Origin of the sequence: Variovorax sp. V35 (assembly GCF_041154465.1) — a bacterium.
In the GTDB taxonomy this organism is placed as follows: domain Bacteria; phylum Pseudomonadota; class Gammaproteobacteria; order Burkholderiales; family Burkholderiaceae_C; genus Variovorax; species Variovorax boronicumulans.
On the sequence record NZ_AP028666.1, the window covers coordinates 414,121 to 438,859 of the forward strand.

Genomic DNA, 24,739 nt, shown 5'->3' on the forward strand with positions numbered 1-24,739 from the left:
AGAGCGCGAAAAAACTAAGTCCGCACCCGCCCGTCCGCAGTCAGCATCGACAGCTCGACAAACTTCGAAGCCACATGGCTCTTCGAAGAGAACGACACCTCGAAGCCGCCGAACTGCTGCCGCTCGATGCTTTCCAGCCCCGCGATCAGCCCGTCGCGCGTGCCCTTGCCGCCCGGTGCGCGGCGCAGGCCCTCGGTCAGCACCTTGGCGGCCAGGTAGCCTTCCATGCTCGAGAAATTGGCGCTCGCGCCGCCGCCCGCCTTGCGCACCGCTTCGGTGAACTCGCGGGCCAGCGCATTCGCCTGGTTGTAGGGCGAGGGCACCACCTGCGTGACCATCACGCCCGCGGCTTCCTTGCCCAATTCGTCCGCCAGCGCCTGCGTGCCCACGAACGAGAGGTTGAAGAACACGCCGCCGTAGCCCGCCTTGCGCATCTCGCGGATGAACGCCGCGCAGGCCTTGTAGGCACCGACCTGCACCACCGCCGCCGGCTGGCTCGCCATGATCGCCTTCACCGCCGCGGCCACGTCGGCCGAGTTGCGCTCCACCGTGGCCAGCGCCACGGGCTTGAGTTCCTGCTGGGCCAGCGCCAGCGTCACGCCGTCGAGCCCGGCCTTGCCGTAGGCGTCGTTCTGGTAGAAGACCGCGATCTTCTTCATGCCCAGGTGGGTGAGCTGTTTCACCATCAATGCCGTCTCGTCGTTGTACGAAGCGCGCAGATGGAACACGTTGCGGTGAAAAGGCTCGCGCAGCGACATCGCGCCCGTGAACGGCGCGATGAACGGCACCTTGTCCTTCACCGCCAGCGGCAGCGCGGCCAGGCTGGTCGGCGTGCCGATGTAGCCGAACAGCGCGAACACGTCCTCGCCGATCAGCTTCTGCGTGTTGGCCGCGCAGCGGTCGGGCTCGTAGCCGTCGTCCAGGTTCTTGATGACCACGTCGCGCTGGCCCGGCTGGGCGTTGTACTGGTCCAGGAACAGCTTGGCGCCCTGGTGGAACTGGATGCCCAGCTGCGCGGCCGGCCCGGTGAACGGCGCCGACTGGCCCAGCACCAGCGGTGTGTCGCCCTGCGCCCGGGCGATGCCGAAGCCGCCCAGCGTGGCGGCGGCCGCCGTGGCGATCGAAAAATGCCTGCGATTCAATTGCATCGTCATGGTGAAATCCTCCCTCTGCCCTGTGTGTTGATACTCAAATTAGACTTGTCCGATGGCCCACGCAACGGATTCCCTCCTCGACACGCCCGACGCCTCCGCACCCTCCACGGTGCTGGGCGCCTGCCCGCACGATTGCCCCGACACCTGCGCGCTCGTCACCACCGTCAAGGATGGCGTGGCGGTGAAGCTGCAAGGCAACCCCGCCCACTCGCACACCGGCGGCGTGCTGTGCACCAAGGTGTCCCGGTACATCGAACGCAATGACCATGCCGAGCGGCTCGTGCACCCCCTGAAACGCGTCGGTCCCAAGGGCAGCGGCCGCTTCGAGCCCGTCTCGTGGGAGACGGCATTGGACGATATCGCCGCGCATCTTCGGGGATTGCAGTCGGAACCGGAAGCAATTCTCCCCTACAGCTATGCGGGCACCATGGGCCTGGTGCAGGGCGAATCGATGGACCGGCGCTTCTTCCACAAGCTGGGCGCCTCGCTGCTGGACCGCACCATCTGCTCGATGGCGGGCGGCGAGGCCATGGTCTACACGCTGGGCGCCAAGGTCGGCATGCGCATCGAGTTCTTTGCCGAGGCCAAGCTGATCCTGATCTGGGGCAGCAACTCCATCGCCAGCAACCTGCATTTCTGGCGCCACGCCCAGGCCGCCAAGCGCGCCGGCGCGCGGCTGGTGTGCATCGACCCGCGCAAGACCGAAACCGCCGACAAGTGCGACGAGCACATCGCGCTCTTGCCCGGCACCGACGCCGCGCTGGCGCTGGCGCTCATGCACGAACTCATCGTGCACGACTGGCTCGACCACGACTACATCGCCAACCACACGCTGGGCTGGGAGCAGCTGCGCGAGCGCGCGCTGCAATGGCCGCCGTCACGCGCGGCCGAGGTCTGCGGCATTCCCGAGGCACAGATCGTCGCGTTGGCCCAGGCCTACGGCACGACCAAGCCGGCCGCGATCCGCCTGAACTACGGCATGCAGCGCGTGCGCGGCGGCGGCAACGCGGCGCGTGCCATCGCCTGCCTGCCGGCGCTGGTCGGCGCCTGGCGCGACCGCGCGGGCGGCCTGCTGCTCAGCAGCTCGGGCCACTACCCGGTCGACCGCGCCGCGCTGCAGCGCCCCGACCTGCTGGCCGGGCGCAAGCCGCGCACCATCAACATGAGCACCATCGGCGATGCACTGCTCGACACCGCCAAGCCCGTGAAGGCCCTCGTGGTCTACAACAGCAACCCGGTGGCGGTGGCGCCCGAATCGGCCAAGGTGGTGGCGGGCTTCGCGCGCGAAGACCTCTTCACCGTGGTGCTCGAGCAGTTCCGCACCGACACCGCCGACTACGCCGACTACCTGCTGCCCGCCACCACGCAGCTCGAGCACTGGGACATCCACTGCAGCTACGGCCACACCGACGTGCTGCTGAACCAGCCGGCCGTTGCGCCGCGCGGCGAGGCCCGCAGCAACGCCTGGGTGTTCCGCGAACTGGCGCGCCGCCTGGGTTTCGACGAGCCCTGCTTTTCGGAGAGCGACGAGTCGCTGTGCCGCACCGCCTTCGCCGAGAAGGCGATCGACTTCGAGCAGCTGCGCGCCCAAGGCTTCACCAGCCTGAAGCTGGCCGAGGCGCCGTTCGCCGAAGGCATGTTCCCCACGCCTTCGGGCCGCTGCGAGTTCTTCAGCGAGCGCCTGCAGGCGATGGGCATGGACGGCCTGCCCGACCACGTGCCCAACTGGGAGCCGGCCGGCAGCTCGACCGAATTCCCGCTGGCGATGATCTCGCCGCCGGCGCGCAACTTCCTCAATTCGACCTTCGTCAACGTGACCAGCCTGCGCGCCATCGAGGTCGAGCCGCTGCTCGAGATCCACGCCGACGACGCCGCCGCGCGCGGCATCGAGGACGGCGCCACGGTGCGCGTGTTCAACCAGCGCGGCGAGCACCGCTGCCGCGCCGAGGTGTCGCGCCGCGCGCGCCAGGGCGTGGTGCACGGCATGGGCATCTGGTGGCGCAAGCTCGGCATGGACGGCACCAACGTCAACGAGCTGACCAGCCAGCGCCTGACCGACATCGGCCGGGGCCCGACCTTCTACGACTGCCTGGTGCAGGTCGAAAAGGCGTGATGCGACGGCTGCGCGCGCCCGCGCTGGCATTGGCCGGCGCGCTTTTCTTGAGTGGCTGCGCCGACCTCGGCTACTACTGGCAATCGGCCAACGGCCACCTCGACATCCTGCGCGCGGCCAAGCCCGTGCCCGAATGGCTGGCCGATCCGGCCGTGGGGGCGCCGCTCAAGGCCAAGCTCGAACTCGCGCAGCGCATCCGCCGTTTCGCATCGAGCGAACTCGGCCTGCCCGACAACGCGAGCTACACCTCGTATGCCGATCTGCACCGCCCCGCGGCCGTGTGGAACGTGGTGGCCGCGCCGCCGTACTCGCTCACGCTCAAGAGCTGGTGCTTCCCGGTCGCGGGCTGCGTGGGCTACCGCGGCTACTACGACGAGGCCGCCGCGAAAACCGAGGCCGAGGCGCAGAAGACGAATGGCCTCGAAGTGGCCGTGTACCCCGTGCCGGCCTACTCCACGCTGGGCTGGATGAACTGGGCCGGTGGCGATCCGCTGCTGTCCACCTTCATCGGCTACCCCGAGGGCGAGCTGGCGCGCCTCGTGTTTCACGAGCTGGCGCACCAGGTGCTCTATGTGCCGGGCGACACGGTATTCAACGAGTCGTACGCCACGGCCGTGGAGCGCATCGGCGGCGCGATGTGGCTGCAGCGCGAAGCCGGCGATGCGGCGCGCGCCGAATACGCGCAGTTCAATGCACAGCGGCAGGACTTCCGTGCGCTCGCGCTCAACACGCGCCGTGCGCTCACGCAGGTGTACGAGTCGCCCGAAGCCAAGGCGAAGGACTGGACGAAGGTCGAGGCACAGAAGCAGGCCGCCATGGCCGACTTCCGCGAGCGCTATGCCGCGCTGAAGGCAGCATGGACCGGCCCGCGCCAGAACGCCTACGACGGCTGGGTGGCGCGCGCCAACAACGCGGCCTTCGGCGCGCAGGGCGCCTACGACGACCTGGTGCCGGGCTTCGAAGCCCTGTTCGAACGCGAGGGCCGCGACTGGCCGCGCTTTTACACTGCGGTGCGGCGCATCGCCGCGCTGGCTACGACGGAGGAGCGCCGCAGCGCCCTGCAGGCCGCCACGGGTATCCTGCACACCCATGCGCGCCACGGCCGCACACACGACAACAACGGAGACGACGGTGCCTGACATCCAAATCGAACGCAACCACACGCTGGGCATTGCCGGCGCCCGCGAAGTCGCGCGCCAATGGGTGCATCAGGTCGAGCAGGACTACGGTCTGGAATGCACCTACACCGAGGGCACCGACTGCGACCGGGCCCAGTTCAGCCGCGCGGGCATCGACGGCACGGTGGAGGTCACGGCCGACACCTTCCGGCTCGAGGCGACGCTGGGTTTCCTGTTCAGCAGCTTCAGCGACCAGATCGAGCAGAAGATTTCGCGCAACCTCGACGCGCTGCTCGACGCGCCGCAGGGCGGCACCCGCTTCGCCTGAGGCGGAGACTCTTCTTCAGGCGATGGTGTAGCCGCCATCGACCGGCAGCGCCACGCCGCTGACCATCGCCGCGCCGTCGGACAGCAGGAACAAGATCGGCGCGACCACTTCCTCGACCTGCGCGAAACGTCCCAACGGAATGTTCTTGAGCGCTGCCGCGCTCTTGGCCGGATCGGACCACGCCTGCTCGGCCATCGGCGTGAGCGTGACGGTCGGGTTCACGCTGTTCACGCGGATACCGTGCGGCCCGAATTCGAGGCACAGCGCACGCGTGATGGCGTCCATCGCCGCCTTCGAGGCGCTGTAGCAAAGGTGGGCGTCGAGCGCGACCAGCGAGGCCTGGCTCGACACGTTGACGATGCTGCCGCGCATGCCGGCCGCGATCATGGCCCGGCCGCAGCGCGCGGCCACGAGCGCCGCGGCGCGTGCGTTGACGGCCATCACGGCGTCGAAGCTCCTGGCCTGCAGGTCGATGGCGCGCTCGATGCGTGTGGTGCCGGCGCAGTTCACGACGAGGTCGAACGCGGGCAGCGGGGCGAGCGCCTTTTCCAGTGCGGCGACGTCGGCCACGTCGAGTGCCAAGGGCGAGCAGCCGGACTCGGCCTGTAATGCTTCCAGCGCGTCGGCGTTGCGACCTACGGCTGTGACTTGTGCGCCTGAGTGGGCGAGCTGCGCTGCGACTGCGCGGCCGATGCCGCTGCTGGCGCCGGTCACGAGGGCGCGCTTGCCTGAAAAGTCGAAGGTAGGTGTCATGGTGTTCTGCTCATCAAAGGTTGTGGTTCAGGGCGCGTGCACAGGCCACCGGGTACTTCCCTCCGCGAATGTCCCCCGGCCTGCGGCCTCCTCCTTGATTTCGCTGCGGGAAGCACCCAGTGTCCTGCGCACGGGAAGCGGCGCTGGTGTGCAGCCGATCAACGACCGCACTGCCCACGCTCACGTCGATGCGGTGCCTTGCGCAGCGAAATCAAGGAGGAGGGCGAAGCCCGGGGGACATTCGCGGAGCAAGGTACCGCGTCGGCGGGAGCGTCGCCCTGAACAGCGCATGCGTCATCCCAACCGATGCATCGCATCACGCAGCGCCGGGTACAGCGAGGTGTAGATCTCGAAGCGCTCCCGGTAGACCGCCTGCGCCGCAGGCTCGGGCCGCGCGCGTTCCACCAGCGTGACCCATCCACGCTCGGCGGTGGCCGCGTCGACCAGCCTGGCCCCGAGCGCCGCCAGCATCGCCGCGCCGAGGGCGGCCTCGACCTCTTCCTCGATCGTGAACACGCGGTAGCCCGTGACGTCCGCCACGATCTGCATCCACAGGTCGGAATGCGCGGCGCCGCCGACCACGATCAGGCGGTCGTCCAGCGGCTGGCCGCTGCGCCGGCCGGCCTCGATGTTGTGCTGCAGCGCGAAGCTCACGCCTTCGAGCACGGCGCGGTACAGGTGGGCGCGGCTGTGCGCGAGCGAGAGGCCGAGGAAGGCGCCCTTGGCCTGCGCGTCCCAGATCGGGCTGCGCTCGCCCATCAGGTAGGGCAGGAAGACCAGGCCGTCGGCGCCGGGCGGCACGTCGACCGCACGGCGTTCGATGAGGGCGTGCGCGTCTTCGCCGGTGCGCGCGGCCTCGGCCATCTCGGCTTGGCAGAAGGCCTCGCGAAACCAGGTGACGGCCGCGCCGGCCGTGATCGCACCGCCGAACACGTAGCTGCGGTCCGCGCCGCGGTACACGTGCGGCATCGTGATGAGCTGGTGGCGCGCGTCCACCGTCGGGCTCACGAAACCCCAGCACATGCTGGTGCCGATCATCGCGACATGGTCGCCGCTGCCGGTGACGCCCGCGCAGAAGGTGGCCACCGCCGCATCGACACCGCCAGCCATCAACGGCATGCCTTCGCGCAAGCCCAGCTGTGCGGCCCACTCGGCGCTCAGGTGGCCCACCACCTCGCTCGATTCGACGAGCCGCGGCGGCATCATGCGCGCCGGAATGCCGAGCATGTCGAGCGCCTGCGCCGACCAGCGCCGCCGCGCCGCGTCGTACACGCCGCCGATGTTGCCGGCCGAGCTGTGGTCGACCGCGAGCTGGCCCGTCAGCCGCCAGTTGATGTAGCTGTTGGGCGGCAGGAAGTGGTGCGTCTTCGCCCACACCTCGGGCCGGTGCTCGCGCAGCCACAGCATCTTGGTGAAGCCGTAGTAGCTGTCGACGCCGTTGCCCGTGATGGCCTGCAGCCGCGCCACGTCGACTGTCGCGTTCACCGCATCGACCTCGGCGGTGGCGCGGCGGTCCATCCAGATCAGGCAGGGGTGCAGCGGGCGCATGGCCTCGTCGACCGGGATGCCCGCGCCGCCGTAGAGGCTGCTCACGCACATCGCGGCGATGTCTGTCGCGGCGATGCCGCTTTGCGCCACGCAGGCACGCACGCTCTCGCACACGGCGTCGAACCAGACCTCGCAGTCCTGCTGCGCCCACAGCGGTTTCGGCGTCTCGGGCTGGTAGGCCACGCTGGCCTGCGCGTGCACCTTTCCGTCGATGCCGACCAGCAGGCACTTGGTGCTCTGCGTGCCGATGTCGACGCCGATCACGTACGTCATGCCGCGCTGCCCGACGCCTGCGGTGCAGGCTTGAGCAGCACCTTGATCGAATCGAGCGAGTTGGCCAGCGCGAAGGCGCGCTCCCATTCGGTCAGCGGAAAGTCGTGCGTCACGATGCCCTTCGAGGTGACGAGCCCGCGCGCCAGCAGGTCGATGGCGACCGGGTAGCAATACGGGCCCAGGTGCGCGCCGCGCACGTCGAGTTCCTTGCGGTCGCCGATGATCGACCAGTCGGCGCTCGTCTCCGAACCGAACACGCTGAACTCGACGAAGCGGCCGAGCTTGCGGATCATGTCCAGGCCCTGCGTCACGCCGATGGGCGCGCCGGTGGTCTCGATGTACACGTCGCAGCCGTAGCCTTCGGTGAGGCCCTTGACGATGGCGTCGGCGTTCTCGGTCTTCGGGTTGATGACGACGTCGGCGCCGTACTGCTTCGCGAGTGCCAGGCGCTCGGGCACGAGGTCGATCACGATGAGCTTCTTCGGTGTCTTGAGCGCTGCCACCTGCGTCATCATCAGGCCGAGCGGGCCGGCGCCGGCGATCACCACCACGTCGTCGAGCTGGAGTTCGCCGCGGGTCACGGTGTGGATCGCACAGGCCAGCGGCTCGATGATGGCCGCGTCTTCCAGTGAGATGCCGTCGGGGATCTTGTGCACGCGCGAGGTCGGCGGCAGGCGCATGTAGTCGGCCATGCCGCCATCGGCCACGACGCGCTGGAAGCCGAAGATGTGGTGCACCTCGCACATCCAGTACTTGCCGCTGGTGCAGAAGCGGCACTTGCCGCAGGGCACGATCTGCTCGGCGATCACGCGGTCGCCTTTCTCCACGCCGAAGTGCTCGGCCGCGCCTTCACCGAGCGCCTCGACGTAGCCGAAGAACTCATGGCCGGGAATGACCGGCGCCTTGACCCACGAGGGCTGGCCGTCGCCGCCCCAGAACATCTTCGCGCCCGAGTGGCACTTGCAGTCGGAGGCGCAGATGCCGCAGGCTGCGATGGAGATGAGCAGTTCGTTCGCGCCGATGACGGGCATTGCGACGGTCTCGAGCCGGTAGTCCTTCGGGCCGTGGCACACGACGGCCTGCATGGCGGCGAGTTCGCCGATGGCGCCCGTGGCGCCGGGTTGGAGCTTTTGATACGACATGGATTCCTTGAGATCAGGAGGGGTGCGAAGAAGTGGAGGAGAAGAGGTCAGCGGCGGGCTTCACGGCTGATGAAGATGGCGAGCAGCACGATGCCGCCCTTGATGATCAGTTGCAGGTACGGCGACACGCCGATCATGTTGAGACCGTTGTTGAGCACCGCCAGCAGCAGCGCGCCGACCAGCGTGCCCACGATGGCGCCGCGGCCGCCCGCGATGGACGTGCCGCCCATCACCACCGCCGCGATGGCGTCGAGCTCGAAGCCCACGCCCACGCCGGGCTGGCCGCTGGTGACGCGCGCGGCCTGCACGATGCCCGCGATGGCGGCCGTGAGACCGCTCAGCACATACACCAGCAGCTTGTAGCGCGACACGCGCACGCCCGACAGCCGCGTGGCTTCCTCGTTGCCGCCGATGGCGTACACGTAGCGGCCGAAGGGCGCCATGTTGAGCAGCACGTAGGCCACGAGGTAGGTGGCCAGCATGATGAGGATCGGCGCCTTCAGGCCCGCGAGCGTGCCGCTGCCGAGGAAGGCGAACGACTCGGGCAGGCCGTCGATGGGGTAGCCGCCGGTGTAGATCAGGGCGATGCCGCGCGCGATGCCCATGGTGGCCAGCGTCACGATGATCGGCGGCATGCGCAGGTAGGCCACGCAGTAGCCGTTGAACAGGCCGATCACCGCGCCCACGCCGAGCCCGAGCGGCACGGCGAGCACGGGCGGCAGGCCGAAGTGCACCATCAGCCCCGAAGCCAGCGTGCCCGACAGCGCCACCACCGCGCCCACCGAGAGGTCGATGCCGCCTGTGAGGATCGCGGCCGTCATGCCCACCGCGATGATCGCGTTGATGGACGACTGCAGCGCGATGTTCTGCAGGTTGCTCACCGAGAGAAAGTTGTCGGTCGCCACGATCATGAAGACCGAGATGGCAATAAGGCCGACCAGCGGCAGGAAGGCCGTGGAGCGACGCAGCTGCGTGAAGAACCCGCCCGCGGGCACGGGGGGCGTGGGATGGGTGGCGGTGGCAGTCATGGGGGGCTTCCGGAGGAAGAGGGAAGGGAGGGAGAGGACGAGGTCGCGTGGCGCATGATTTCGCCCGCGTTGATCGCGTCGCCCGTGAGCGTCGCCACGATGGCGCCGCCCGAGAACACGGCGACGCGGTCGCACAGGCCGACGATTTCGGGCAGCTCGCTGGAGATCATCAGGATCGACTTGCCCTGGCGCGTGAGTTCGCGCATCAGCTGGTAGATCTCGGCCTTGGCGCCCACGTCGATGCCGCGCGTGGGCTCGTCGAAGATCAGCACGTCGCAATCGTGGCCGAGCCAGCGCGCGATCACCACCTTCTGCTGGTTGCCGCCCGACAGCGTGGCCACGCGGGTGTCGATGCCCGGCGCCTTCACGCCCACGCGGCGCGAGAGCTCGCCGGCTGCGCGCTTTTCAGAGGCCGTGTCGACCACGCCCGCGCGGCGGTGCCGCCCGAGGTTGTTCAGCGAGATGTTGAAGCGGATCGTGAAGTCGGTGATCAGCCCTTCCACCTTGCGGCTTTCGGGCAGCAGGCCGATGCCGTGCGCGAGCGCCTGCGTCGGGTCGTCCAGGCGCACGGGCTGGCCGTTGCGCAGCACCGTCTTGCGGTGCGCGCGGTCGGCGCCCATCATGCCCAGCGCGAGTTCGGTGCGGCCCGACCCCACCAGCCCCGCGAAGCCGAGGATCTCGCCCGCGTGCAGGTCGAAGCGGTTGACCGGGCCGTCCTTCACGAGCTGGATCCCGGGCACCTCGAGCACCTTGCGGCCGTTCGGCGCGGGCTGCGGCTTGGGCGGAAAGCTCTGTTCGATGCGCCGGCCCACCATCATCTCGACCAGCGCGTCCACGGTCGTGGCGGCCACCTCTGCGTGTCCTGCGTTGGCGCCGTCGCGCAAAACGCTGATGCGGTCGCACACCTCGAAAATTTCATCGAGGTGGTGCGAGATGAAGATCATCGCCACCCCCTTGGCACGCAGCGCGCGCATCACCTTGAACAGGTGCTCGGCCTCGTTGGGCGTGAGCGTGGCGGTGGGCTCGTCGAGCACCAGCAGCCGCGCCTTCAGCGACAGCGCCTTGCCGATCTCGACGAACTGCTGCTGCGCCACCGAGAGCTGGCAGATCGGCACGCCGAGGTCGATCTGCACGCCCAGTTCGTCGAACACCGCGCGGGCCTCGCGCTGCATGGCGGCCTGGTCCATGAGGCCGAAGCGGTTCGTGAGGTAGCGGCCCAGGAAGATGTTCTCCACCGCGTTCAGGTACGGCACCAGGCTGAACTCCTGGAAGATGATGCCGATGCCCGCCGCGATGGCGTCGCCGTAGCCGGCGAAGTGGCACTCGGTGCCGTCGATGACGATGCGGCCCTCGTCGGCCCGGTGGATGCCGCCGAGGATCTTCATCAGCGTCGACTTGCCCGCGCCGTTCTCGCCGAGCAGCGCGTGCACCTCGCCCTGGCGCACCGAGAGGTCGATGCCCGACAGGGCCTTCACGCCCGGGAAGCGCTTGGACACGCCCTCCAGCCGCAGCATCTCCCGGGGTGGTTCGTACGTGACGGTCACGGGCGGCGCGTCCGGCAACTTACCAGCTGAAGGTCTTGGCGCCTTCGGCGTCGATGAGCTTCACGTCGACCGGCACGGCCGCGGGCACGTTGGCGCCCCACTTCTTGGCCAGCGCGATGCCGATGGCCAGGCGGATCTGGTCGCGCGGGTACTGCGCGGTGGTGGCGATGAACTTCGAGCCCGCCTTCTGCATCGCCTTGATGGCTTCGGGTGCGCCATCGACGCTGGTGAGCTTCACGTCCTTGCCGCTGGCCTCGATGGCCGCGAGCGCGCCCATCGAGCCGCCGTCGTTCACGCTGAACACGCCCTTGAGGTTCTTGTTGGCCTGCAGGATGTTCTCGGTCACGGTGAGCGCGGTGGCGCGCTCCTGCTTGCCGTTCTGCGTGCTCACGACCTTGATGCCGGGGTACTTGGCCAGCGCTTCGCGGCAGCCCTTCACGCGTTCCAGGATCGGCACGACCGGAATGCCGTCGAGGATGGCCACGTCGCCCTTCTCGCCGATGTTCTTCGCGAGGTACTCGCAGGCCAGGCGGCCGGCGTCGAGGTTCTTGGAACCCACGAACGAATCGACCGGGCCCTGCGCGTTGGCATCGACCGCCACCACGATCACGCCGGCCTTCTTGGCCGAGCGCACCGCCGACTGCACGCCGGCCGAGTCGGTCGGGTTCAGCAGCAGGATGTCGATCTTCTTCTGGATCATGTCTTCCACGTCGCCGATCTGCTTGGCCACGTCATGGCGCGCATCGGTGGTGACCACGGTGGCGCCGATGCTGGCGGCGGCTTCTTCCAATGCCTGCTTCATCGTCACGAAGTAGGGGTTGTTGAGTTCCTGGAAGGTCATGCCGATGCGCAGCGGCTGCTTGGGCGCCTGTGCCAGTGCGGCGGTGGTGCCGCAGGCGAGAGCGGCGACGAGGGCGGTGGCTTTGAGAAGGCTCTTCATTGGGTTGTCTCCTTGAGGTTGGTTGTGTGACGGTCTGCAAAAAACGCGGGCAAAGGGGCGCCCTGCGCGGCGCGGAGTGCGCCGCGCCAGGAACGACGCGGGGAACACGGGGCGGCGCGCTACGGCGGGCTGTTGGCGGCGCGCGATGCAGCGAGCTGCATGCGATGGAAATGGCGGAACTTGGTCGGCGGCATGCGCTTGTGCAGCAGGAACTGCCGGTTGAAGTTCGACACGTTGTTGAAGCCCACGTCCATGCAGACGTCGAGCACGGGCTTGTCGCTGTTGGCAAGCAGTTCGCAGGCGCGGCCGATGCGCAGCCGGTTCACGTAGCGCACGAACGACTGCCCCGTGTGCTTGCGAAACGACCGCGAGAACGCACTCGGGCTCTGGCCCACCAGCTCGGCAAGCATCGGCTCGCGCAGCTCGTCGCCCAGGTTGGCGGCGATGTGCGCCAGCACGTTGTTGATCGCGTGCGACATGAAGGCCTTCGGGTCGGGCGTGAACGCGGGGCTGGCCAGCCGCTGGCGGTCGTCGCTGGCCACCAGCAGTTCGAACAGCGACAGCAGCAGCACCACGCGGCGCAGCCCGCGCGCCTCGAGCAGCGCTTCCATGATCGGCTTGGCCGCGGCGGCGGTGGCGGCCGAGAAGAGCAGGCCGGAGGCCGACTCGGCCAGCAGCGGCTCGATGCGGCGGAACTCGGGGAAGGTGGCCGCCATGTTGCGAACCAGCGCGGCCGGAAACTGGATCACGATGCCGCGGCGCTCGACGCTCTGGCCGGCGGGCACGTCGCTGATCCAGTTGTGCGGCAGGTCGGGGCCCATGAACACGAGGTTGCCCGGCTCGAAGTGGCCGACGTGGTCGCCCACGAAGTACACGCCCTGGGTCTCGACGATCAGCTGGATCTCGTACTCGGGGTGGAAGTGCCAGCGCACCGTGCGATACGGATAGCCGTGCGCCCAGGCGGTGAACGATTCGTCACCTTGGACTTCGACGATTTCCAGATCGGGTTGCATGGCCGGCGGTCTTTCCTCTGTGTATGGCCCCCGGGTTGGGGGTGAGGCGGACTGTACGAATCGCTCCGGATACCAACAACCAGCGTTGGGGTGCGCAACTGATACTTTTTTGAGGCGCGGTCCTGCCCGGTGGCGAGGGGTACGGCGGCTCGCTGCGCTGCAGCAAACCCCTTTCTCCTCGGGGCGTGGCGCATGCCGGAGCGCAATTGCTGCGGTGCAAAAGAGCCGCTTCGCGCCGTGTCAAGATTTCATAGGTGTTTTCCCGGCCCGACCCGGTGTCCGGGGCGGCACGGCACACTCCCAAACCATGACGCAAAGCTCTCTTTCCCTTCCGGCCGCGGGTCCGCTGGCCGGCCTCAAGGTCGTCGAACTCGGGCAACTCATCGCCGGCCCGTTCGCGGCGCGCACGCTGGCCGACTTCGGCGCCGACGTGGTCAAGATCGAGCCGCCCGGCGCGGGCGATCCGCTGCGCACCTGGCGGCTGCTGAAGGACGGCACTTCCGTCTGGTGGCAGGTGCAGTCGCGCAACAAGCGCTCGCTGGCGCTGGACCTGCGCCAGCCCGAGGCGCAGGCCATCGTGCGCCAGCTCGCGGCCGAGGCCGACGTGCTGGTCGAGAACTTCCGCCCCGGCGCGATGGAAGGCTGGGGCCTGGGGCCCGACGAGTTGCTGGCCGCCAACCCCGCGCTCGTGATGCTGCGCATCAGCGGCTACGGCCAGACCGGCCCCTACCGCGACCGCCCCGGCTTCGGCGTGGTGGCCGAGGCCATGGGCGGGCTGCGCCACCTCACGGGCGAGCCGGGCCGCGTGCCGGTGCGCGTGGGCGTGTCGATCGGCGACACGCTGGCCTCGTTGCATGGCGTGATCGGCGTGCTGATGGCCATGCAGCACCGCCACGCCACCGTGAGCGCCGAATTTCCGAAGGGCCGAGGCCAGGTGGTCGACGTCGCGCTGTACGAGGCGGTCTTCAACTGCATGGAAAGCCTGCTGCCCGAGTACGCCGAATTCGGCGCGGTGCGCGAGGCCGCCGGCAGCGCGCTGCCGGGCATTGCGCCCACCAACGCCTACCGCTGTGCGGACGGCGGCTACGCCATCGTCGCGGGCAACGGCGACAGCATCTTCAAGCGGCTCATGGCCTGCATCGGCCGGCCGGACCTCGCGGCCGACCCGGCGCTGGCCGGCAACACCGGGCGCGTGGCGCAGGTCGGGATGCTCGACGCCGCCATCGGCGACTGGGCCGCGCAGCGCACGGTGACCGAGGTGCTGGCGGCGCTCGATGCGGCGCACGTGCCGGCCGGGCGCATCTACACCATCGCCGACATCGCGGCCGACCCGCACTACGCCGCGCGCGGCATGCTGCAGCAGGTGAAGATGCCGGACGGCAGCGCGCTCGCGGTGCCCGGCTTCGTGCCCAAGCTGTCGCTCACGCCGGCCGGCCACCGGCGCAATGCGCCGGCGCTGGGGGCGGACACGCAGGCGGTGCTGGAGGAGATCGGTTTGAGCGCGGAGCAGATCGTCGCGCTGCAGGAGCGCGGGATCGTCGGCTGATCGGTCAGCCTCGGAGGGATTCGATCAGGTCGATGTACTTCTGCTTCGCCTCGTCGGCCGTGGCGCCCTTCTGGGCGGTCCACGCGTCCCACTTGGCGCGCGCGACGATGTCGCTGAAGCTGGGCTTCTTGGCGGTGTTGTCGCCTTCGGTCGCCTGCTTGAACAGGGCGTAGATTTTCAGCAGGGTTGGGTTGTCGGGGCGCTCGGCCAGCAGCTTGGAGTTGGCCTGGGCGGCTTCGAATTGGGCGTTGAGGTCGGACATGAGGGAAGAAAAAAGGAGATAGCAAAAGACGCGATCTTAAGCAGGGGGCTGAGAAATCCTCGGATTGCACGGCGCCGGAGTTTGTGGGGCTAGCGGCGTATCGGGACCGTTGCTCAAACTGATTCGTCAAGATGATGCTTGCACTAGCTGCCTAGCTCGTAGCAACGCTTACTATCTTTTGATGTGATTTGTAACAGGCATTGCAATGGACCGGTCGATACGACAAGCCAGGGATCTAAGGGAAAAGGAGCCGCTGACTACGATTGTGGGCAAACCTCACGATGGTCGAGCCGTAGTCCGGCCTGTGAGTCAAGTGACGTTGCGATTAAAAGCGATAGAAAATCGGGACCAGTTTGCGGCGACCGTTGACAACATCCTCCGATGGATGAACAAGCGGGCTGGTCAGACACTGCCTGAAGCGGCGTGGCAAAGACAGTCGTTTGAGTTATCGGAAATCGGGGCTCAACGGACCGCTGCCGTTGCCCTTAAGGAGCCGAAATATTGGGCGGCACGGCTGGACGATGCTGATAAAACTGTTCCGCTGAGAACTTGGGTTACGGAGATTGGTGTCGGAGTTGATGTCAAGGGGGACGTGCTTTTCGGGGTTCGCCTTGTTTGTGCCACTCGCGGAGTGGATGAGCCTTTCGATCGAAGCGTACCTGGGTTTGTCAAATCCATTCTCAGTTCAGGCGTAGTCGAACTCGACGGTGTAGTTCTTGAGAAAGAGCCACGCTTTGTACAGTCGGAGGACGACGTCGCAAATCTTGTCGCATTGCTCGAGTCTGCAGATCGTCAAGCCGATGTCGTGGTTTTTTCGTTGCCTGAGGGCTCGGAAAATTTTGCGGAAACTGCAGCCTCAAGTGTGCGGGTTCACGCAAAACTTTACGGGGTTGCGCATGTAGTTGTGATTGACGGGCCTGCAAGCTTCATGCTGACTGACGCGGTTGGGCGCGAGCTTTCAGTTTTTCGACAGGCTGTGCGTGTGTATCGACCTGGATTTCGGTCGTGGCTTGATGATTCGAGCAAGCATCCCTTGATCTTGCCCAAACGGATTGCAGGGTGGGAGGATGGTGGCTCAATAGCGTTTGAGCGATGGATATCGAACCAATTGCTAGCCGGATCTGTCCGCGGTCGAGAGCGACGTGATCGATTGCCCTCCTTCAATGTCGTGCGTCAGCATGCCGCTCAAGCAGAAATGCATAGTTTGCGAAATGCAGGAGGAAGCGATGCAGAGATCCTCAAGCTTTATGAGCAAGACAATGATCAGCTTCGGACTGAGCTAAAGGAACAGAAAGAGCAGTACGATGGACTGTTGGCGGCGGCCGATGTTGAGAGAGATGCTTTAGTACAAGGGGCCGAGGCAGCGCGAGCCCAAGCACTTGAACGTCTGCATCGCATACGCATATTAGAAGGCCGGCTCAAGCAGCATGCGGAGCATCGGGAAATCGCAATTCCGGAGTCGTTGGATCAATTTGAGGATTGGTGTAATGAAAACCTAACGGGCGCCGTAGAGTTGGTCGGGAGGGCGTTTCAGGGGGTGCGAAAGTCCAACTATTACGATCCACAATTCATATATAGATCCTTGCTCTTGCTTCGCGATCACTATGTTCCGATGCGGATCGGGGGATCTTCTGAGCGACGCCAAGCCTATCAAGATGCGTTGAATGAACTAGAACTCGAGGAGAGTCCGACCGGGGACGGCATAAATTACGCAGCCGATCTCTACTCAGTTCAGTATGGGGCGGTTCGAAGGTCGCTGGACCGACATCTAAAAGGCCGAAACTCGCGGGATAGGAGATTTGGCTTCCGCTTGTATTTTTTTTGGGATGAAGAGGAGCAAATGGTCGTGGTCGGTTGGCTACCGTCTCATTTGAACAATCGCGCTAGCTAGTTGATCACACTAACTATGAAGTTGATCTGCTGAAACTTTCATAGCTCACCTCAATCCGTCAGGCCGGCGCGCGCCAGCTCCACATCCAGCCGCTCCCGCGCATCCGCCGGCGTCAGCGTCGCCGCCTTCTCGTACAGCCCGTTCGCCTCGCCGAGGCGCGACTCGCCGTGCAGCATCAGCAGCGCACGCGCGTACTCCATCATCCCGGCCGCCGATTGCGGGTGCAGCGCCAGCCCGCGCTCGAACAGTTCGATCGAGGTCTCGGCGCGCACGCCGTAAGTCATGCGCCCGACCAGCGCGCCGACCTTGTCGATCACTTCGGCGTGGAAGGCGGCCAGCGCGAGGTGCGCGTCGCCGTGCTCCGGCTGCAGTTCGATCACGTGCTCCAGCGCACCCTTGAGCTTGGTGCCCAGGCCCTGCGCCAGGGCGCGCGCCACGCTGATGCCCTGGCTGTAGCGGCCCAGCGCGTAGGCCTGCCAGTAAAGCGCCTGGCAGTTGTCGGGCTCGGCGGCGACCTGCGCGCCGGCGCGCTCGATCACCTGGCGGAACATGGCGAGCCGCACGGCCTCGCGCGGCTCCAGGTAGTTGGCGTAGATCGCGGTCGCCTGGTTGGCGAGCGCCAGGCCGTCGGGGCCGTGGCGCAGGCCGAGGGCGGCGGCGCGTTCGAACTCGCCGCTGTGGTACAGCGCCCAGCCTTCGGCCAGCGGTGCGTCGGGCGCGGGTGGCGGCAGCGCGTGGCCGGCGTGCAGGCGCGGCCAGTGCGTAAGCAGGCTGCGCGCGTCGTAGCGGGGCACGTCGGGGTAGGGAAGGGGCGTCCAGGGTTCGGTGCCGGCGGTGGCCGTGGCCGCGGCAGGGCCGGCGGACAGCAGCGAGAGCGGTTTGAAATCGGAGTGGGGCATGGATGTTCTAGGCCGCCATATCGACCGTCGGTGGCACGGGGCTGGGGTCGCTGGCGGCGCTTTCGCCGTTGTAGGCATTGCTCAGCGCGAGCAGGTGGCGGCGCTGGTCGCGTGCGAGGTAGGGCGCGAGCAGGTGCAGCGTGTGGTGGCCGCCGCGCATCAGCGCGCCCTGCGCGTGCGCGGGCTCCAGCGCCTGGCGCGGGTTGCGCACGTACTCGTAGCTGAGCCAGTAGGTCAGCACGACGACCATGCTCTGGGCCAGCGTGTCGACCTCGTGCGCGTCGATGTCCAGGTGGCCGGCGCGGCTCAGGCCGGCGATCAACTGGCGGATGGCGCGCGCCTTGTTCTTGAGCACGAGCTGGAACTGGGTCTCCAGATGCCGGTTCTTGCTCAGCAGGTCGTTGAGGTCGCGGTACAGGAAGCGGTAGCGCCAGATCAGCTCGAACAGGCTGTGCATGAAGAACCAGGCGTCCTCCACGTCGTGCACGCCCTCGCTGGCGTGCAGCAGCTCGTTGAGCTCGGCTTCGTAGCCTTCGTAGAGCTTGTTGATCAGCTCTTCCTTGGCGGGGTAGTGGTAGTAGAGATTGCCGGGGCTGATGTTCAGCTCGCCGGCCACCAGCGTGGTCGACACGTTCGGTTCCCCGAAGCGGTTGAACAAATCCAATGCAGCTTCGAGGATGCGTTGCGCAGTGCGGCGTGGCGCCTTCTTTGCCATGTCGGTGCCCCCGTGGTTTCTCTTGGTCTTGGGGGCACTCTAGCGCATGTGCGCTGCACCATGAACGGTGCAGGACATGTTTTGCGGCGTTGAATTTTTGTGCAGTGCCGCAATTACAGAACGATGTCAGCCGGCCTTGGTGCGGCGCAGGGTCTTCTTGGCGGCGGGGGCGGTGGCGGCCTTGCGCGCGGCGGACTTGCGGGGCGCCGTGGCGGCGGTCTTGGCGTCGCGCTGCTTGAGCTGGGCTTCGAGCGCCTCGACGCGCGCCTGCAGCGCGGCCACGTCGGCGGCCGAGGGCACGCCGAGTTTTTCGAGCGCGCGCGCCACGCGGTCTTCGAAGATGTTCTCGAGCTTGCCCCACTGGCCGGCGGCCTTGGTGCCGAACTCGCTGGCGAAGCCGGCCATGCGCTGCTGGGCCTGGGCCAGCGTTTCTTCAGCGGCCTGCTGGGTCTTCTTCTGCATGCCGGCGCCGTCCTTGACCAGCGCCTCGAAGGCCTTGCTGCCTTCCTGCTGCATCTTGGCGAAGGCGCCGAGGCCGGCCAGCCAGATCTGCTGGGCCGAGTCCTTGATGCGGTCGGTCTTGTCGTTGCTGTCGTCGTCTCGGGAGGTGGCCATGCGGTGTGTTCCTTGGGATGCAATCACACGACTCTAGCCGCCCGGGCGCGCCGTGGTTAGGGCGCGCCGCCTATCCCCGCGCCCGTGATCAGGGCGTGCCGCCGGCGGCGCGGCTGGCGTCCAGGTGCGCCTTGGCGCGCTCGGCCAGCGCCATTTCGCCGGGCGTGCCGGGCACGAAGGCTTCCACCGGCAGCGGCCGGCCGTGCGAGTCGACCGAGACGAACACGATCAGGCATTCGGTGGTCTTTTCCATCACGCCGCCCTTCATGTCGCCGCTGCGCACCTCGACCGAGATGTTCATGCTGGTCTTGCCGGTGTAGGCCAGGCGGGCCTCGACCTCGACCAGGTCGCCGATCATGATCGGCCGGTGAAAGCGGATGCTGCCGATGAAGGCGGTGACGCAGTAGCGCTTGGCCCAGCTGGTGGCGCAGGCGTAGCCGGCCTCGTCGATCCACTTCATGACCGTGCCGCCGTGGACCTTGCCGCCGAAGTTGACGGTGCTGGGTTCGGCCAGGAATCGGAGGGTGATGGAAGACATGGGGCGCCTTTTTTCTGTGGGCTGTGGGTGGGGAGCCGCGATTATGCGAGCGCCCGGGCGTCCTTTGGCGCTCGCCCGCCGCTGTTCAGCTGCCGCTGAACAGCTGGGCCAGCGTGCGGCGCAGCCAGGCGTTGCCCGGGTCGGCGTGAAAGCGCTCGTGCCAGTGCTGCTTGACCGCGTAGGCGGGCAGCGTGAAGGGCGGCGCCAGCACCTTCACCGGCTCCTGCGTGGCCAGCACGTTGCCCAGGATGCGCGGCACCACCACGATCAGCTCGGTGTGGGCCACGATGCGCGCCACGCTCAGGAAGCTCGACAGCCGCACCACCACGTTGCGCTTGAGGCCCAGGCGCGCGATGGTGGTGTCGACGATGGCGTGCCCCGTGCCCGAGCTGGACACCACCGCGTGCGCCTCTTCCTCGAAGCGCTTGCGCGTGAGCTTGGCGCCGATGCGCGGATGGTTCTGCGCCGCCAGGCAGACGAAGTTCTGCATGAACAGCACCTGCTGGTAGAAGCCCGCGTCCAGCTGCGGCATGAAGCCCACGGCCAGGTCGACGTCGCCGTCCTGCAGCCGGCGGCCGCTGTGGGTGGAAATGATCTCGGTCTCGATGTGCACGCCCGGCGCCGCATGGCGCAGGTGGTCGAGCAGGCCGGGCAGCAGCACCACCTCGCTGATGTCGGTCATGCAGATGCGAAAGCGCCGCTGCGCGCGCGCCGGCTCGAAGCTGCTGCGGTTGCCCTGCGCCTGCGCCAGCTGCGCCAGCGCCTCGCGCAGGTTCGGGTAGATGCGCTCGGCGTGCGGCGTGGGCTGCATGCCCTGTGCGGTGCGGGTGAACAGGCGGTCGTCGAAGTGCGCGCGCAGCTTGTTCAGCGCCGTGCTGGCGGCCGCCTGCGCCATGCCCAGGCGCTCGGCGGCCTTGGTGACGTTGCCGGTCTTGTAGACCTCGTCGAACACGGCGAGCCATTCGAGATCGAGCTTGGACATGGGGTGAGGCGGGACGGAGCCCTGAAGGCGAAAGGCACCATTATCGAAATTTCGAATTCCGTGTATTGGCATGCGGTCTTGAGGAAATAGTGGTGCGGGTCAACAATGCCGCCAACGGAGACACCGACCCCATGAACCCCGCTTCTTCCCATGCCGCCAGCGTGCCGGCCAACGCCGCCGAGCGCCGCGACTACTACGCCCGCATCCGCCCGCTGAACCTCTCGCCGCTGTGGGAGTCGCTGCACGCGCTGGTGCCGCGCGAGCCCGCGAGCCCGTGCGTGCCGGCGCTGTGGCGCTACGACGAGATCCGCCCGCTGCTCATGGAGTCGGCCGACCTCATCACCGCCGAAGAGGCCGTGCGCCGCGTGCTGGTGCTCGAGAACCCGGCGCTGCCCGGCAACGCGTCGATCACGCAGTCGATCTACGCCGGCCTGCAGCTCATCATGCCGGGCGAGGTGGCACCGTCGCACCGCCACGTGCAGTCGGCGCTGCGCTTCATCGTGGACGGCAAGGGCGCCTACACCACCGTGGGCGGCGAGCGCACGACGATGCACCCCGGCGACTTCATCATCACGCCCTCGTGGGCCTGGCACGACCATGGCAACGAAGGCATCGAAGGCGTGACCGAGCCGGTGGTGTGGCTCGACGGGCTCGACATTCCCATGCTGCGCTTCTTCGACGCCGGCTTCGCCGAGAACGACGACGCCAAGGTGCAGCACGTGGCGCGGCCCGAAGGCCACAGCCTGGCGCGCTTCGGCCACAACATGGTGCCGGTGCGGCACGACCACACCTCGGCCACCTCGCCGATCTTCAACTACCCCTACCTGCGCAGCCGCGAGGCGCTGGCCCAGTTGCAGAAGCAGGAGGCGCCCGACGCCTGGCTGGGCCACAAGCTGCGCTACATCAACCCGCTGACGGGCGGCTCGCCGATGCCGACCATCTCGACCCAGCTGCAGCTGCTGCCCAAGGGCTTCGCAGGCCAGGCGCACCGCGCCACCGACGGCACCGTCTACAGCGTGGTCGAAGGCCATGGCACGGCCGAAATCGCCGGCCAGCGTTTCGACTTCGGCCCGCGCGACACCTTCGTCGTGCCCTCGTGGGCGCCGCTGCGCCTGTCGTCGCCGAACGAAGACACCGTGCTCTTCAGCTTTTCCGACCGCCCCGTGCAGCAGGCCATGGGCATCCTGCGCGAAGCCTTTCTCGAAGACGCCTGAAAGCGCGGCGACCTTCTTTCCTTCTTTTTCTTGTTTGTCTGATGTGCCGTCCCACGCGGCAGGAGCTTCCATGTCCTTCGTCTTCACGCCCCCTTCCATCGTCGGCCTGCCCATCGTCGGCTCCGACCAGCAGTTCCCCGTGCGCCGCGTCTACTGCGTGGGCCGCAACTACGCGGCGCATGCGCGCGAGATGGGCTTCGACCCCGACCGCGAACCGCCGTTCTTCTTCTGCAAGCCCAACGACGACGCCTCGGTCGTGCCCGTGGCCGAAGGCGCCACCGCAGCCATTCCCTACCCGCCGCTCACGAGCAACTACCACTACGAAGCCGAGCTGGTGGTCGCCATCGGCAAGGGCGGCAAGGACATCCCGGTCGACCAGGCCGCCAGCCACATCCACAGCTACGCCGTGGGCCTGGACATGACGCGCCGCGACCTGCAGATGAAGATGCGCGAAGCCGGCCGCCCCTGGGAGATCGGCAAGGCCTTCGACTTCTCGGCCCCCATCGCGCCGCTGCGCACGCTGGCCGACGTGGGCGAGATCAACGCCGGCGCCATCACGCTCGAGGTCGACGGCCAGGTGCGCCAGAACAGCGACATCACGCACCTGATCTGGTCGGTGAACGAGGTCATCGCCAACCTGTCGACGCTGTTCGCGCTGCAGCCCGGCGACCTGATCTTCACGGGCACGCCCGAAGGCGTGGGCGCGGTGAAGCCGGGCCAGACGATCAAGGTCAGCATCGAGCGTCTGCCCTCGCTCACGGTCCGTATCGACTGAGCGCCCCGGCCCGCGCATGACCTTCTCGAAGCATCCTCCCTCCGTGCTGCTCGTCGGCGGCGGCATCGGCGGCATGGCGGCCGCGCTCGCGCTCGCACGCCTGGGCGTGGCCATCGACCTGCTCGAACAGAGCGCCGTCATCGGCGAGATCGGCGCCGGCCTGCAGCTCGGCCCCAACGCCTTCGCGGCGCTCGACGCGCTGGGCGTGGGCGAGGCCGTGCGCCGCAGCGCGGTGTTCACCGACCGGCTCGTGATGATAGACGCGGTCGACTGCAGCGAAGTCGCCTCGGTGCCCGTCGGCGAGGCCTTCCGCGCGCGCTTCGGCAATCCGTATGCCGTGAGCCACCGCGCCGACCTGCACGGCGCGATCCACGAGGCCGTGAAGCAGCATCCGCTGATCCGCTTCCACACCTCGGCGCAGGTCGAGGCGATCGACACCGGCACGCACGGCGTCACCGCCGTCACGCGCGACGGCCGCCGTTTCCAGGCCGACGCCATCGTCGGCTGCGACGGCGTGAAGTCGGTGGTGCGCGCCAAGCTCATCGGCGACGCGCCGCGCGTGTCGGGTCACGTGGTCTACCGCGCCGTCGTGCCCGCGGCCGACATGCCCGCCGACCTGCAATGGAACGCGCCCGTGGTCTGGGCCGGCCCCAATTGCCACCTCGTGCACTACCCGCTGCGCCACGGCGAGCAGTACAACCTGGTCGTCACCTTCCACAGCCGCGACGCCGAAGAGTGGGGCGTCACCGACGGCAGCAAAGAAGAGGTGCTGTCGTACTTCGAGGGCGTGCACGCCCGCCCGCGCCAGCTGCTCGACCGCCCGACCTCGTGGCGCCGCTGGAGCACCGCCGACCGCGACCCCGTCGAGCGCTGGAGCGACGGCCCGGCCACGCTGCTGGGCGACGCGGCGCATCCCATGATGCAGTACCTCGCGCAGGGCGCCTGCATGGCGCTCGAAGACGCCGTGACGCTCGGCGAGGCCGTGAAGGCCTGCGACTTCGACATGACCGCCGCCTTCCAGCGCTACGAGCAGGCTCGCATCGCACGCTGCGCGCGCGTCGTGCTGTCGGTGCGCGAGATGGGGCGCCTGTACCACGCCCAGGGCGTGGAGCGCCTGGTGCGCAACAGCCTGTGGACCGGGCGCACGCCCGAACGCTTCTACGATGCGGTCGAATGGCTGTACGCCTGGCGGCCCGAGCATTGCCTGGGCGAGACGCACGCGCCGCGCTGACACGGTTTTTTCACCCGATCCCTACCAACGAGGCCGAAGGCCCAGGAGACACCCCATGAACTTTCCGCGCGCATTGCTGACGACCGCCGTCCTGGCCCTGACCGCCGCTTCCGGCGCCTGGGCGCAGGGCAGCGATTACCCGAGCAAGCCGGTGACGCTGATCACCCCGTTCGCGGCCGGCAGCGGCCCCGACGCGGTGCTGCGGCTCGTGTCCGACAAGCTCTCGCGGCTGTGGAACCAGCGCGTGGTGGTCGACAACCGGCCCGGCGGCGGCGGCTTCATCGCCATCGACCAGGCGCGCCGCGCCGCGCCCGATGGCTACACGCTGCTGCAGCTGGACAGCGAGCACATCGCCGCGCTGCCGCACCTGTACAAGTCGCGCAACTTCGTGACCTTGCAGCACTTCGACCCGGTCGCCTCGCTGTTCCGCACGCCCTTCTTCGTGGCCGTGGCCACCGAGTCGAAGTGGAAGACCATGGGCGACCTGATCGCCGCCGCCAAGGCCAACCCCGAGGGCATCGTCTACGGCTCGTGGGGCGTCGGCAGCCCGGGCCACCTGGGCGCGCAGCAGCTCGAAGCGCTCACGGGCATCCGCATGCGGCACGCGCCGTACCGCGAGGTGTCGCAGCTGTATTCCAACGTGGGCACCGGCGAGGTGCCGTGGGCCTTCGCGAGCATCCCGTCGAGCCAGGGCATCTACAAGGCCGGCAAGCTGCGCTACATCGCCGTGGCCGCGCCCAAGCGCATCCCGCAGATGCCCGACGTGCCCACCATGGCCGAGGCCGGCGGCCCGGCTTCGCTGGAGGTCAACTCCTTCGTGTCGCTGCTGGCGCCCAAGGGCGTGTCGGCGGCCGTGAAGGCCAAGATCAACGCCGACGTGGCCAAGGTGATTGCGGACCCCGACATCCGCGCCCGCTTCGACACCTTCGCCTTCGAGCCGCTGGCCTGGTCGCCCGAGGAGATCGAGCGCAACGCCGAGGCCAAGTCGAAGGTGTACGGGGAGCTGGTGCGCCGGGGCAACATCAGCCTCGACTGAGGAGGGGGCGCCTTGCCCAGGGCTCGGCGCGCCAGTTAAGCTGGCTCTCTTTGCATTTTTGTTTACCTTTTAACTGTCTTT

At 67.8% G+C, this 24,739-nt stretch carries 23 protein-coding genes; 9 read left to right on the top strand and 14 right to left on the bottom strand.

What is annotated here, in order from left to right; genetic code table 11:
• Positions 1-14: 14 nt before the first annotated feature.
• Positions 15-1,148, bottom strand: coding sequence for an ABC transporter substrate-binding protein (locus ACAM42_RS01935; RefSeq protein ID WP_369632707.1), 1,134 nt, complete (start codon positions 1,146-1,148; stop codon positions 15-17).
• Positions 1,149-1,206: 58 nt separating this feature from the next.
• On the opposite strand from ACAM42_RS01935, the gene ACAM42_RS01940 reads away from it, so the two are divergent.
• The 3 genes from ACAM42_RS01940 to ACAM42_RS01950 are packed head-to-tail and all read left to right on the top strand — an operon-like array spanning position 1,207 to position 4,713.
• Positions 1,207-3,267 (top strand): molybdopterin-dependent oxidoreductase, encoded by a 2,061-nt coding sequence (locus ACAM42_RS01940; protein ID WP_369630951.1) that lies wholly within the window; start codon positions 1,207-1,209, stop codon positions 3,265-3,267.
• Positions 3,267-4,406, top strand: coding sequence for an aminopeptidase (locus tag ACAM42_RS01945; RefSeq protein ID WP_369630952.1), 1,140 nt, complete (start codon positions 3,267-3,269; stop codon positions 4,404-4,406). Before ACAM42_RS01940 ends, ACAM42_RS01945 begins: the two co-directional genes overlap by 1 nt.
• A complete protein-coding gene (locus tag ACAM42_RS01950) occupies positions 4,399-4,713 on the top strand; it encodes a polyhydroxyalkanoic acid system family protein (protein WP_062476134.1) in 315 nt (104 codons plus the stop codon). Before ACAM42_RS01945 ends, ACAM42_RS01950 begins: the two co-directional genes overlap by 8 nt.
• A gap of 15 nt (positions 4,714-4,728) precedes the next feature.
• Here ACAM42_RS01950 and ACAM42_RS01955 read toward each other — a convergent pair whose 3' ends face one another.
• The 7 genes from ACAM42_RS01955 to ACAM42_RS01985 all read right to left on the bottom strand — a co-directional run bounded on the left by ACAM42_RS01955 (position 4,729) and on the right by ACAM42_RS01985 (position 12,954).
• Positions 4,729-5,466, bottom strand: a complete 738-nt coding sequence (locus ACAM42_RS01955) for an SDR family oxidoreductase (RefSeq protein WP_139704238.1) — start codon at positions 5,464-5,466, stop codon at positions 4,729-4,731.
• 294 nt (positions 5,467-5,760) lie between these two features.
• Positions 5,761-7,287 carry an FGGY-family carbohydrate kinase gene (locus ACAM42_RS01960; protein ID WP_369630953.1) on the bottom strand — a complete coding sequence of 509 codons (1,527 nt, stop codon included), beginning with the start codon at positions 7,285-7,287 and terminating at the stop codon, positions 5,761-5,763.
• Positions 7,284-8,429: an alcohol dehydrogenase catalytic domain-containing protein gene (locus ACAM42_RS01965; RefSeq protein WP_369630954.1), complete on the bottom strand. Its 1,146-nt coding sequence runs from the start codon at positions 8,427-8,429 to the stop codon at positions 7,284-7,286. The genes ACAM42_RS01960 and ACAM42_RS01965 overlap by 4 nt, the downstream gene beginning before the upstream one ends.
• 47 nt (positions 8,430-8,476) lie before the next feature.
• The gene (locus ACAM42_RS01970; protein ID WP_369630955.1) at positions 8,477-9,457 is read right to left on the bottom strand and encodes an ABC transporter permease; all 981 of its coding nucleotides are present in this window, start codon (positions 9,455-9,457) and stop codon (positions 8,477-8,479) included.
• Complete coding sequence (locus tag ACAM42_RS01975; protein WP_369632708.1) at positions 9,454-10,971, bottom strand: sugar ABC transporter ATP-binding protein; 1,518 nt, start codon at positions 10,969-10,971, stop codon at positions 9,454-9,456. The genes ACAM42_RS01970 and ACAM42_RS01975 overlap by 4 nt, the downstream gene beginning before the upstream one ends.
• A gap of 49 nt (positions 10,972-11,020) precedes the next feature.
• Positions 11,021-11,941: an ABC transporter substrate-binding protein gene (locus ACAM42_RS01980; protein WP_062476114.1), complete on the bottom strand. Its 921-nt coding sequence runs from the start codon at positions 11,939-11,941 to the stop codon at positions 11,021-11,023.
• Positions 11,942-12,060: 119 nt separating this feature from the next.
• On the bottom strand, positions 12,061-12,954 hold the full coding sequence (locus ACAM42_RS01985; RefSeq protein WP_062476111.1) for an AraC family transcriptional regulator: 894 nt from the start codon (positions 12,952-12,954) through the stop codon (positions 12,061-12,063).
• Positions 12,955-13,261: 307 nt separating this feature from the next.
• On the opposite strand from ACAM42_RS01985, the gene ACAM42_RS01990 reads away from it, so the two are divergent.
• Entirely contained in the window at positions 13,262-14,500 is a 1,239-nt protein-coding gene (locus ACAM42_RS01990) for a CaiB/BaiF CoA transferase family protein (RefSeq protein ID WP_369630956.1), read from the top strand.
• A 4-nt stretch (positions 14,501-14,504) separates the two neighbouring features.
• On the opposite strand, the gene ACAM42_RS01995 is transcribed toward ACAM42_RS01990, so the two are convergent.
• The gene (locus tag ACAM42_RS01995) at positions 14,505-14,762 is read right to left on the bottom strand and encodes an acyl-CoA-binding protein (protein WP_062476104.1); all 258 of its coding nucleotides are present in this window, start codon (positions 14,760-14,762) and stop codon (positions 14,505-14,507) included.
• Positions 14,763-15,066: 304 nt separating this feature from the next.
• Between ACAM42_RS01995 and ACAM42_RS02000 the strand changes: the two genes are divergently transcribed.
• Entirely contained in the window at positions 15,067-16,653 is a 1,587-nt protein-coding gene (locus tag ACAM42_RS02000) for a hypothetical protein (protein ID WP_369630957.1), read from the top strand.
• A 50-nt stretch (positions 16,654-16,703) separates the two neighbouring features.
• On the opposite strand, the gene ACAM42_RS02005 is transcribed toward ACAM42_RS02000, so the two are convergent.
• The 5 genes from ACAM42_RS02005 to ACAM42_RS02025 form a co-directional block, all read right to left on the bottom strand.
• Positions 16,704-17,552, bottom strand: coding sequence for a hypothetical protein (locus tag ACAM42_RS02005; RefSeq protein WP_369630958.1), 849 nt, complete (start codon positions 17,550-17,552; stop codon positions 16,704-16,706).
• Between the two features lie 7 nt (positions 17,553-17,559).
• Positions 17,560-18,267, bottom strand: a complete 708-nt coding sequence (locus tag ACAM42_RS02010; RefSeq protein WP_369630959.1) for a TetR/AcrR family transcriptional regulator — start codon at positions 18,265-18,267, stop codon at positions 17,560-17,562.
• A gap of 126 nt (positions 18,268-18,393) precedes the next feature.
• Positions 18,394-18,882 (bottom strand): phasin family protein, encoded by a 489-nt coding sequence (locus tag ACAM42_RS02015; protein ID WP_095950710.1) that lies wholly within the window; start codon positions 18,880-18,882, stop codon positions 18,394-18,396.
• A gap of 88 nt (positions 18,883-18,970) precedes the next feature.
• A complete protein-coding gene (locus tag ACAM42_RS02020; protein ID WP_062476095.1) occupies positions 18,971-19,420 on the bottom strand; it encodes an acyl-CoA thioesterase in 450 nt (149 codons plus the stop codon).
• Between the two features lie 85 nt (positions 19,421-19,505).
• Entirely contained in the window at positions 19,506-20,402 is an 897-nt protein-coding gene (locus ACAM42_RS02025; RefSeq protein ID WP_062476092.1) for a LysR family transcriptional regulator, read from the bottom strand.
• 131 nt (positions 20,403-20,533) lie between these two features.
• Between ACAM42_RS02025 and gtdA the strand changes: the two genes are divergently transcribed.
• The 4 genes from gtdA to ACAM42_RS02045 all read left to right on the top strand — a co-directional run bounded on the left by gtdA (position 20,534) and on the right by ACAM42_RS02045 (position 24,658).
• Entirely contained in the window at positions 20,534-21,616 is a 1,083-nt protein-coding gene (gtdA, locus tag ACAM42_RS02030; RefSeq protein WP_369630960.1) for a gentisate 1,2-dioxygenase, read from the top strand.
• Between the two features lie 70 nt (positions 21,617-21,686).
• The gene (locus ACAM42_RS02035) at positions 21,687-22,391 is read left to right on the top strand and encodes a fumarylacetoacetate hydrolase family protein (RefSeq protein WP_056584092.1); all 705 of its coding nucleotides are present in this window, start codon (positions 21,687-21,689) and stop codon (positions 22,389-22,391) included.
• Positions 22,392-22,407: 16 nt separating this feature from the next.
• Complete coding sequence (locus tag ACAM42_RS02040; protein ID WP_369630961.1) at positions 22,408-23,622, top strand: 3-hydroxybenzoate 6-monooxygenase; 1,215 nt, start codon at positions 22,408-22,410, stop codon at positions 23,620-23,622.
• 55 nt (positions 23,623-23,677) lie between these two features.
• A complete protein-coding gene (locus tag ACAM42_RS02045) occupies positions 23,678-24,658 on the top strand; it encodes a tripartite tricarboxylate transporter substrate binding protein (RefSeq protein ID WP_307696882.1) in 981 nt (326 codons plus the stop codon).
• Positions 24,659-24,739: the final 81 nt, after the last annotated feature.

Coding starts and splice junctions, on each gene's coding strand:
- ACAM42_RS02010 (WP_369630959.1), bottom strand. CDS start 18,267: ATGGCAAAGAAGGCGCCACGCCGCACTGCGCAACGCATCCTCGAAGCT.
- ACAM42_RS01975 (WP_369632708.1), bottom strand. CDS start 10,971: ATGCTGCGGCTGGAGGGCGTGTCCAAGCGCTTCCCGGGCGTGAAGGCC.
- ACAM42_RS01935 (WP_369632707.1), bottom strand. CDS start 1,148: ATGCAATTGAATCGCAGGCATTTTTCGATCGCCACGGCGGCCGCCGCC.
- ACAM42_RS01965 (WP_369630954.1), bottom strand. CDS start 8,429: ATGTCGTATCAAAAGCTCCAACCCGGCGCCACGGGCGCCATCGGCGAA.
- ACAM42_RS01945 (WP_369630952.1), top strand. CDS start 3,267: ATGCGACGGCTGCGCGCGCCCGCGCTGGCATTGGCCGGCGCGCTTTTC.
- ACAM42_RS01970 (WP_369630955.1), bottom strand. CDS start 9,457: ATGACTGCCACCGCCACCCATCCCACGCCCCCCGTGCCCGCGGGCGGG.
- ACAM42_RS02020 (WP_062476095.1), bottom strand. CDS start 19,420: ATGTCTTCCATCACCCTCCGATTCCTGGCCGAACCCAGCACCGTCAAC.
- ACAM42_RS01960 (WP_369630953.1), bottom strand. CDS start 7,287: ATGACGTACGTGATCGGCGTCGACATCGGCACGCAGAGCACCAAGTGC.
- gtdA (WP_369630960.1), top strand. CDS start 20,534: ATGAACCCCGCTTCTTCCCATGCCGCCAGCGTGCCGGCCAACGCCGCC.
- ACAM42_RS01995 (WP_062476104.1), bottom strand. CDS start 14,762: ATGTCCGACCTCAACGCCCAATTCGAAGCCGCCCAGGCCAACTCCAAG.
- ACAM42_RS02045 (WP_307696882.1), top strand. CDS start 23,678: ATGAACTTTCCGCGCGCATTGCTGACGACCGCCGTCCTGGCCCTGACC.
- ACAM42_RS01955 (WP_139704238.1), bottom strand. CDS start 5,466: ATGACACCTACCTTCGACTTTTCAGGCAAGCGCGCCCTCGTGACCGGC.
- ACAM42_RS02005 (WP_369630958.1), bottom strand. CDS start 17,552: ATGCCCCACTCCGATTTCAAACCGCTCTCGCTGCTGTCCGCCGGCCCT.
- ACAM42_RS01985 (WP_062476111.1), bottom strand. CDS start 12,954: ATGCAACCCGATCTGGAAATCGTCGAAGTCCAAGGTGACGAATCGTTC.
- ACAM42_RS01990 (WP_369630956.1), top strand. CDS start 13,262: ATGACGCAAAGCTCTCTTTCCCTTCCGGCCGCGGGTCCGCTGGCCGGC.
- ACAM42_RS02015 (WP_095950710.1), bottom strand. CDS start 18,882: ATGGCCACCTCCCGAGACGACGACAGCAACGACAAGACCGACCGCATC.
- ACAM42_RS01940 (WP_369630951.1), top strand. CDS start 1,207: ATGGCCCACGCAACGGATTCCCTCCTCGACACGCCCGACGCCTCCGCA.
- ACAM42_RS01980 (WP_062476114.1), bottom strand. CDS start 11,941: ATGAAGAGCCTTCTCAAAGCCACCGCCCTCGTCGCCGCTCTCGCCTGC.
- ACAM42_RS02035 (WP_056584092.1), top strand. CDS start 21,687: ATGTCCTTCGTCTTCACGCCCCCTTCCATCGTCGGCCTGCCCATCGTC.
- ACAM42_RS02025 (WP_062476092.1), bottom strand. CDS start 20,402: ATGTCCAAGCTCGATCTCGAATGGCTCGCCGTGTTCGACGAGGTCTAC.
- ACAM42_RS02040 (WP_369630961.1), top strand. CDS start 22,408: ATGACCTTCTCGAAGCATCCTCCCTCCGTGCTGCTCGTCGGCGGCGGC.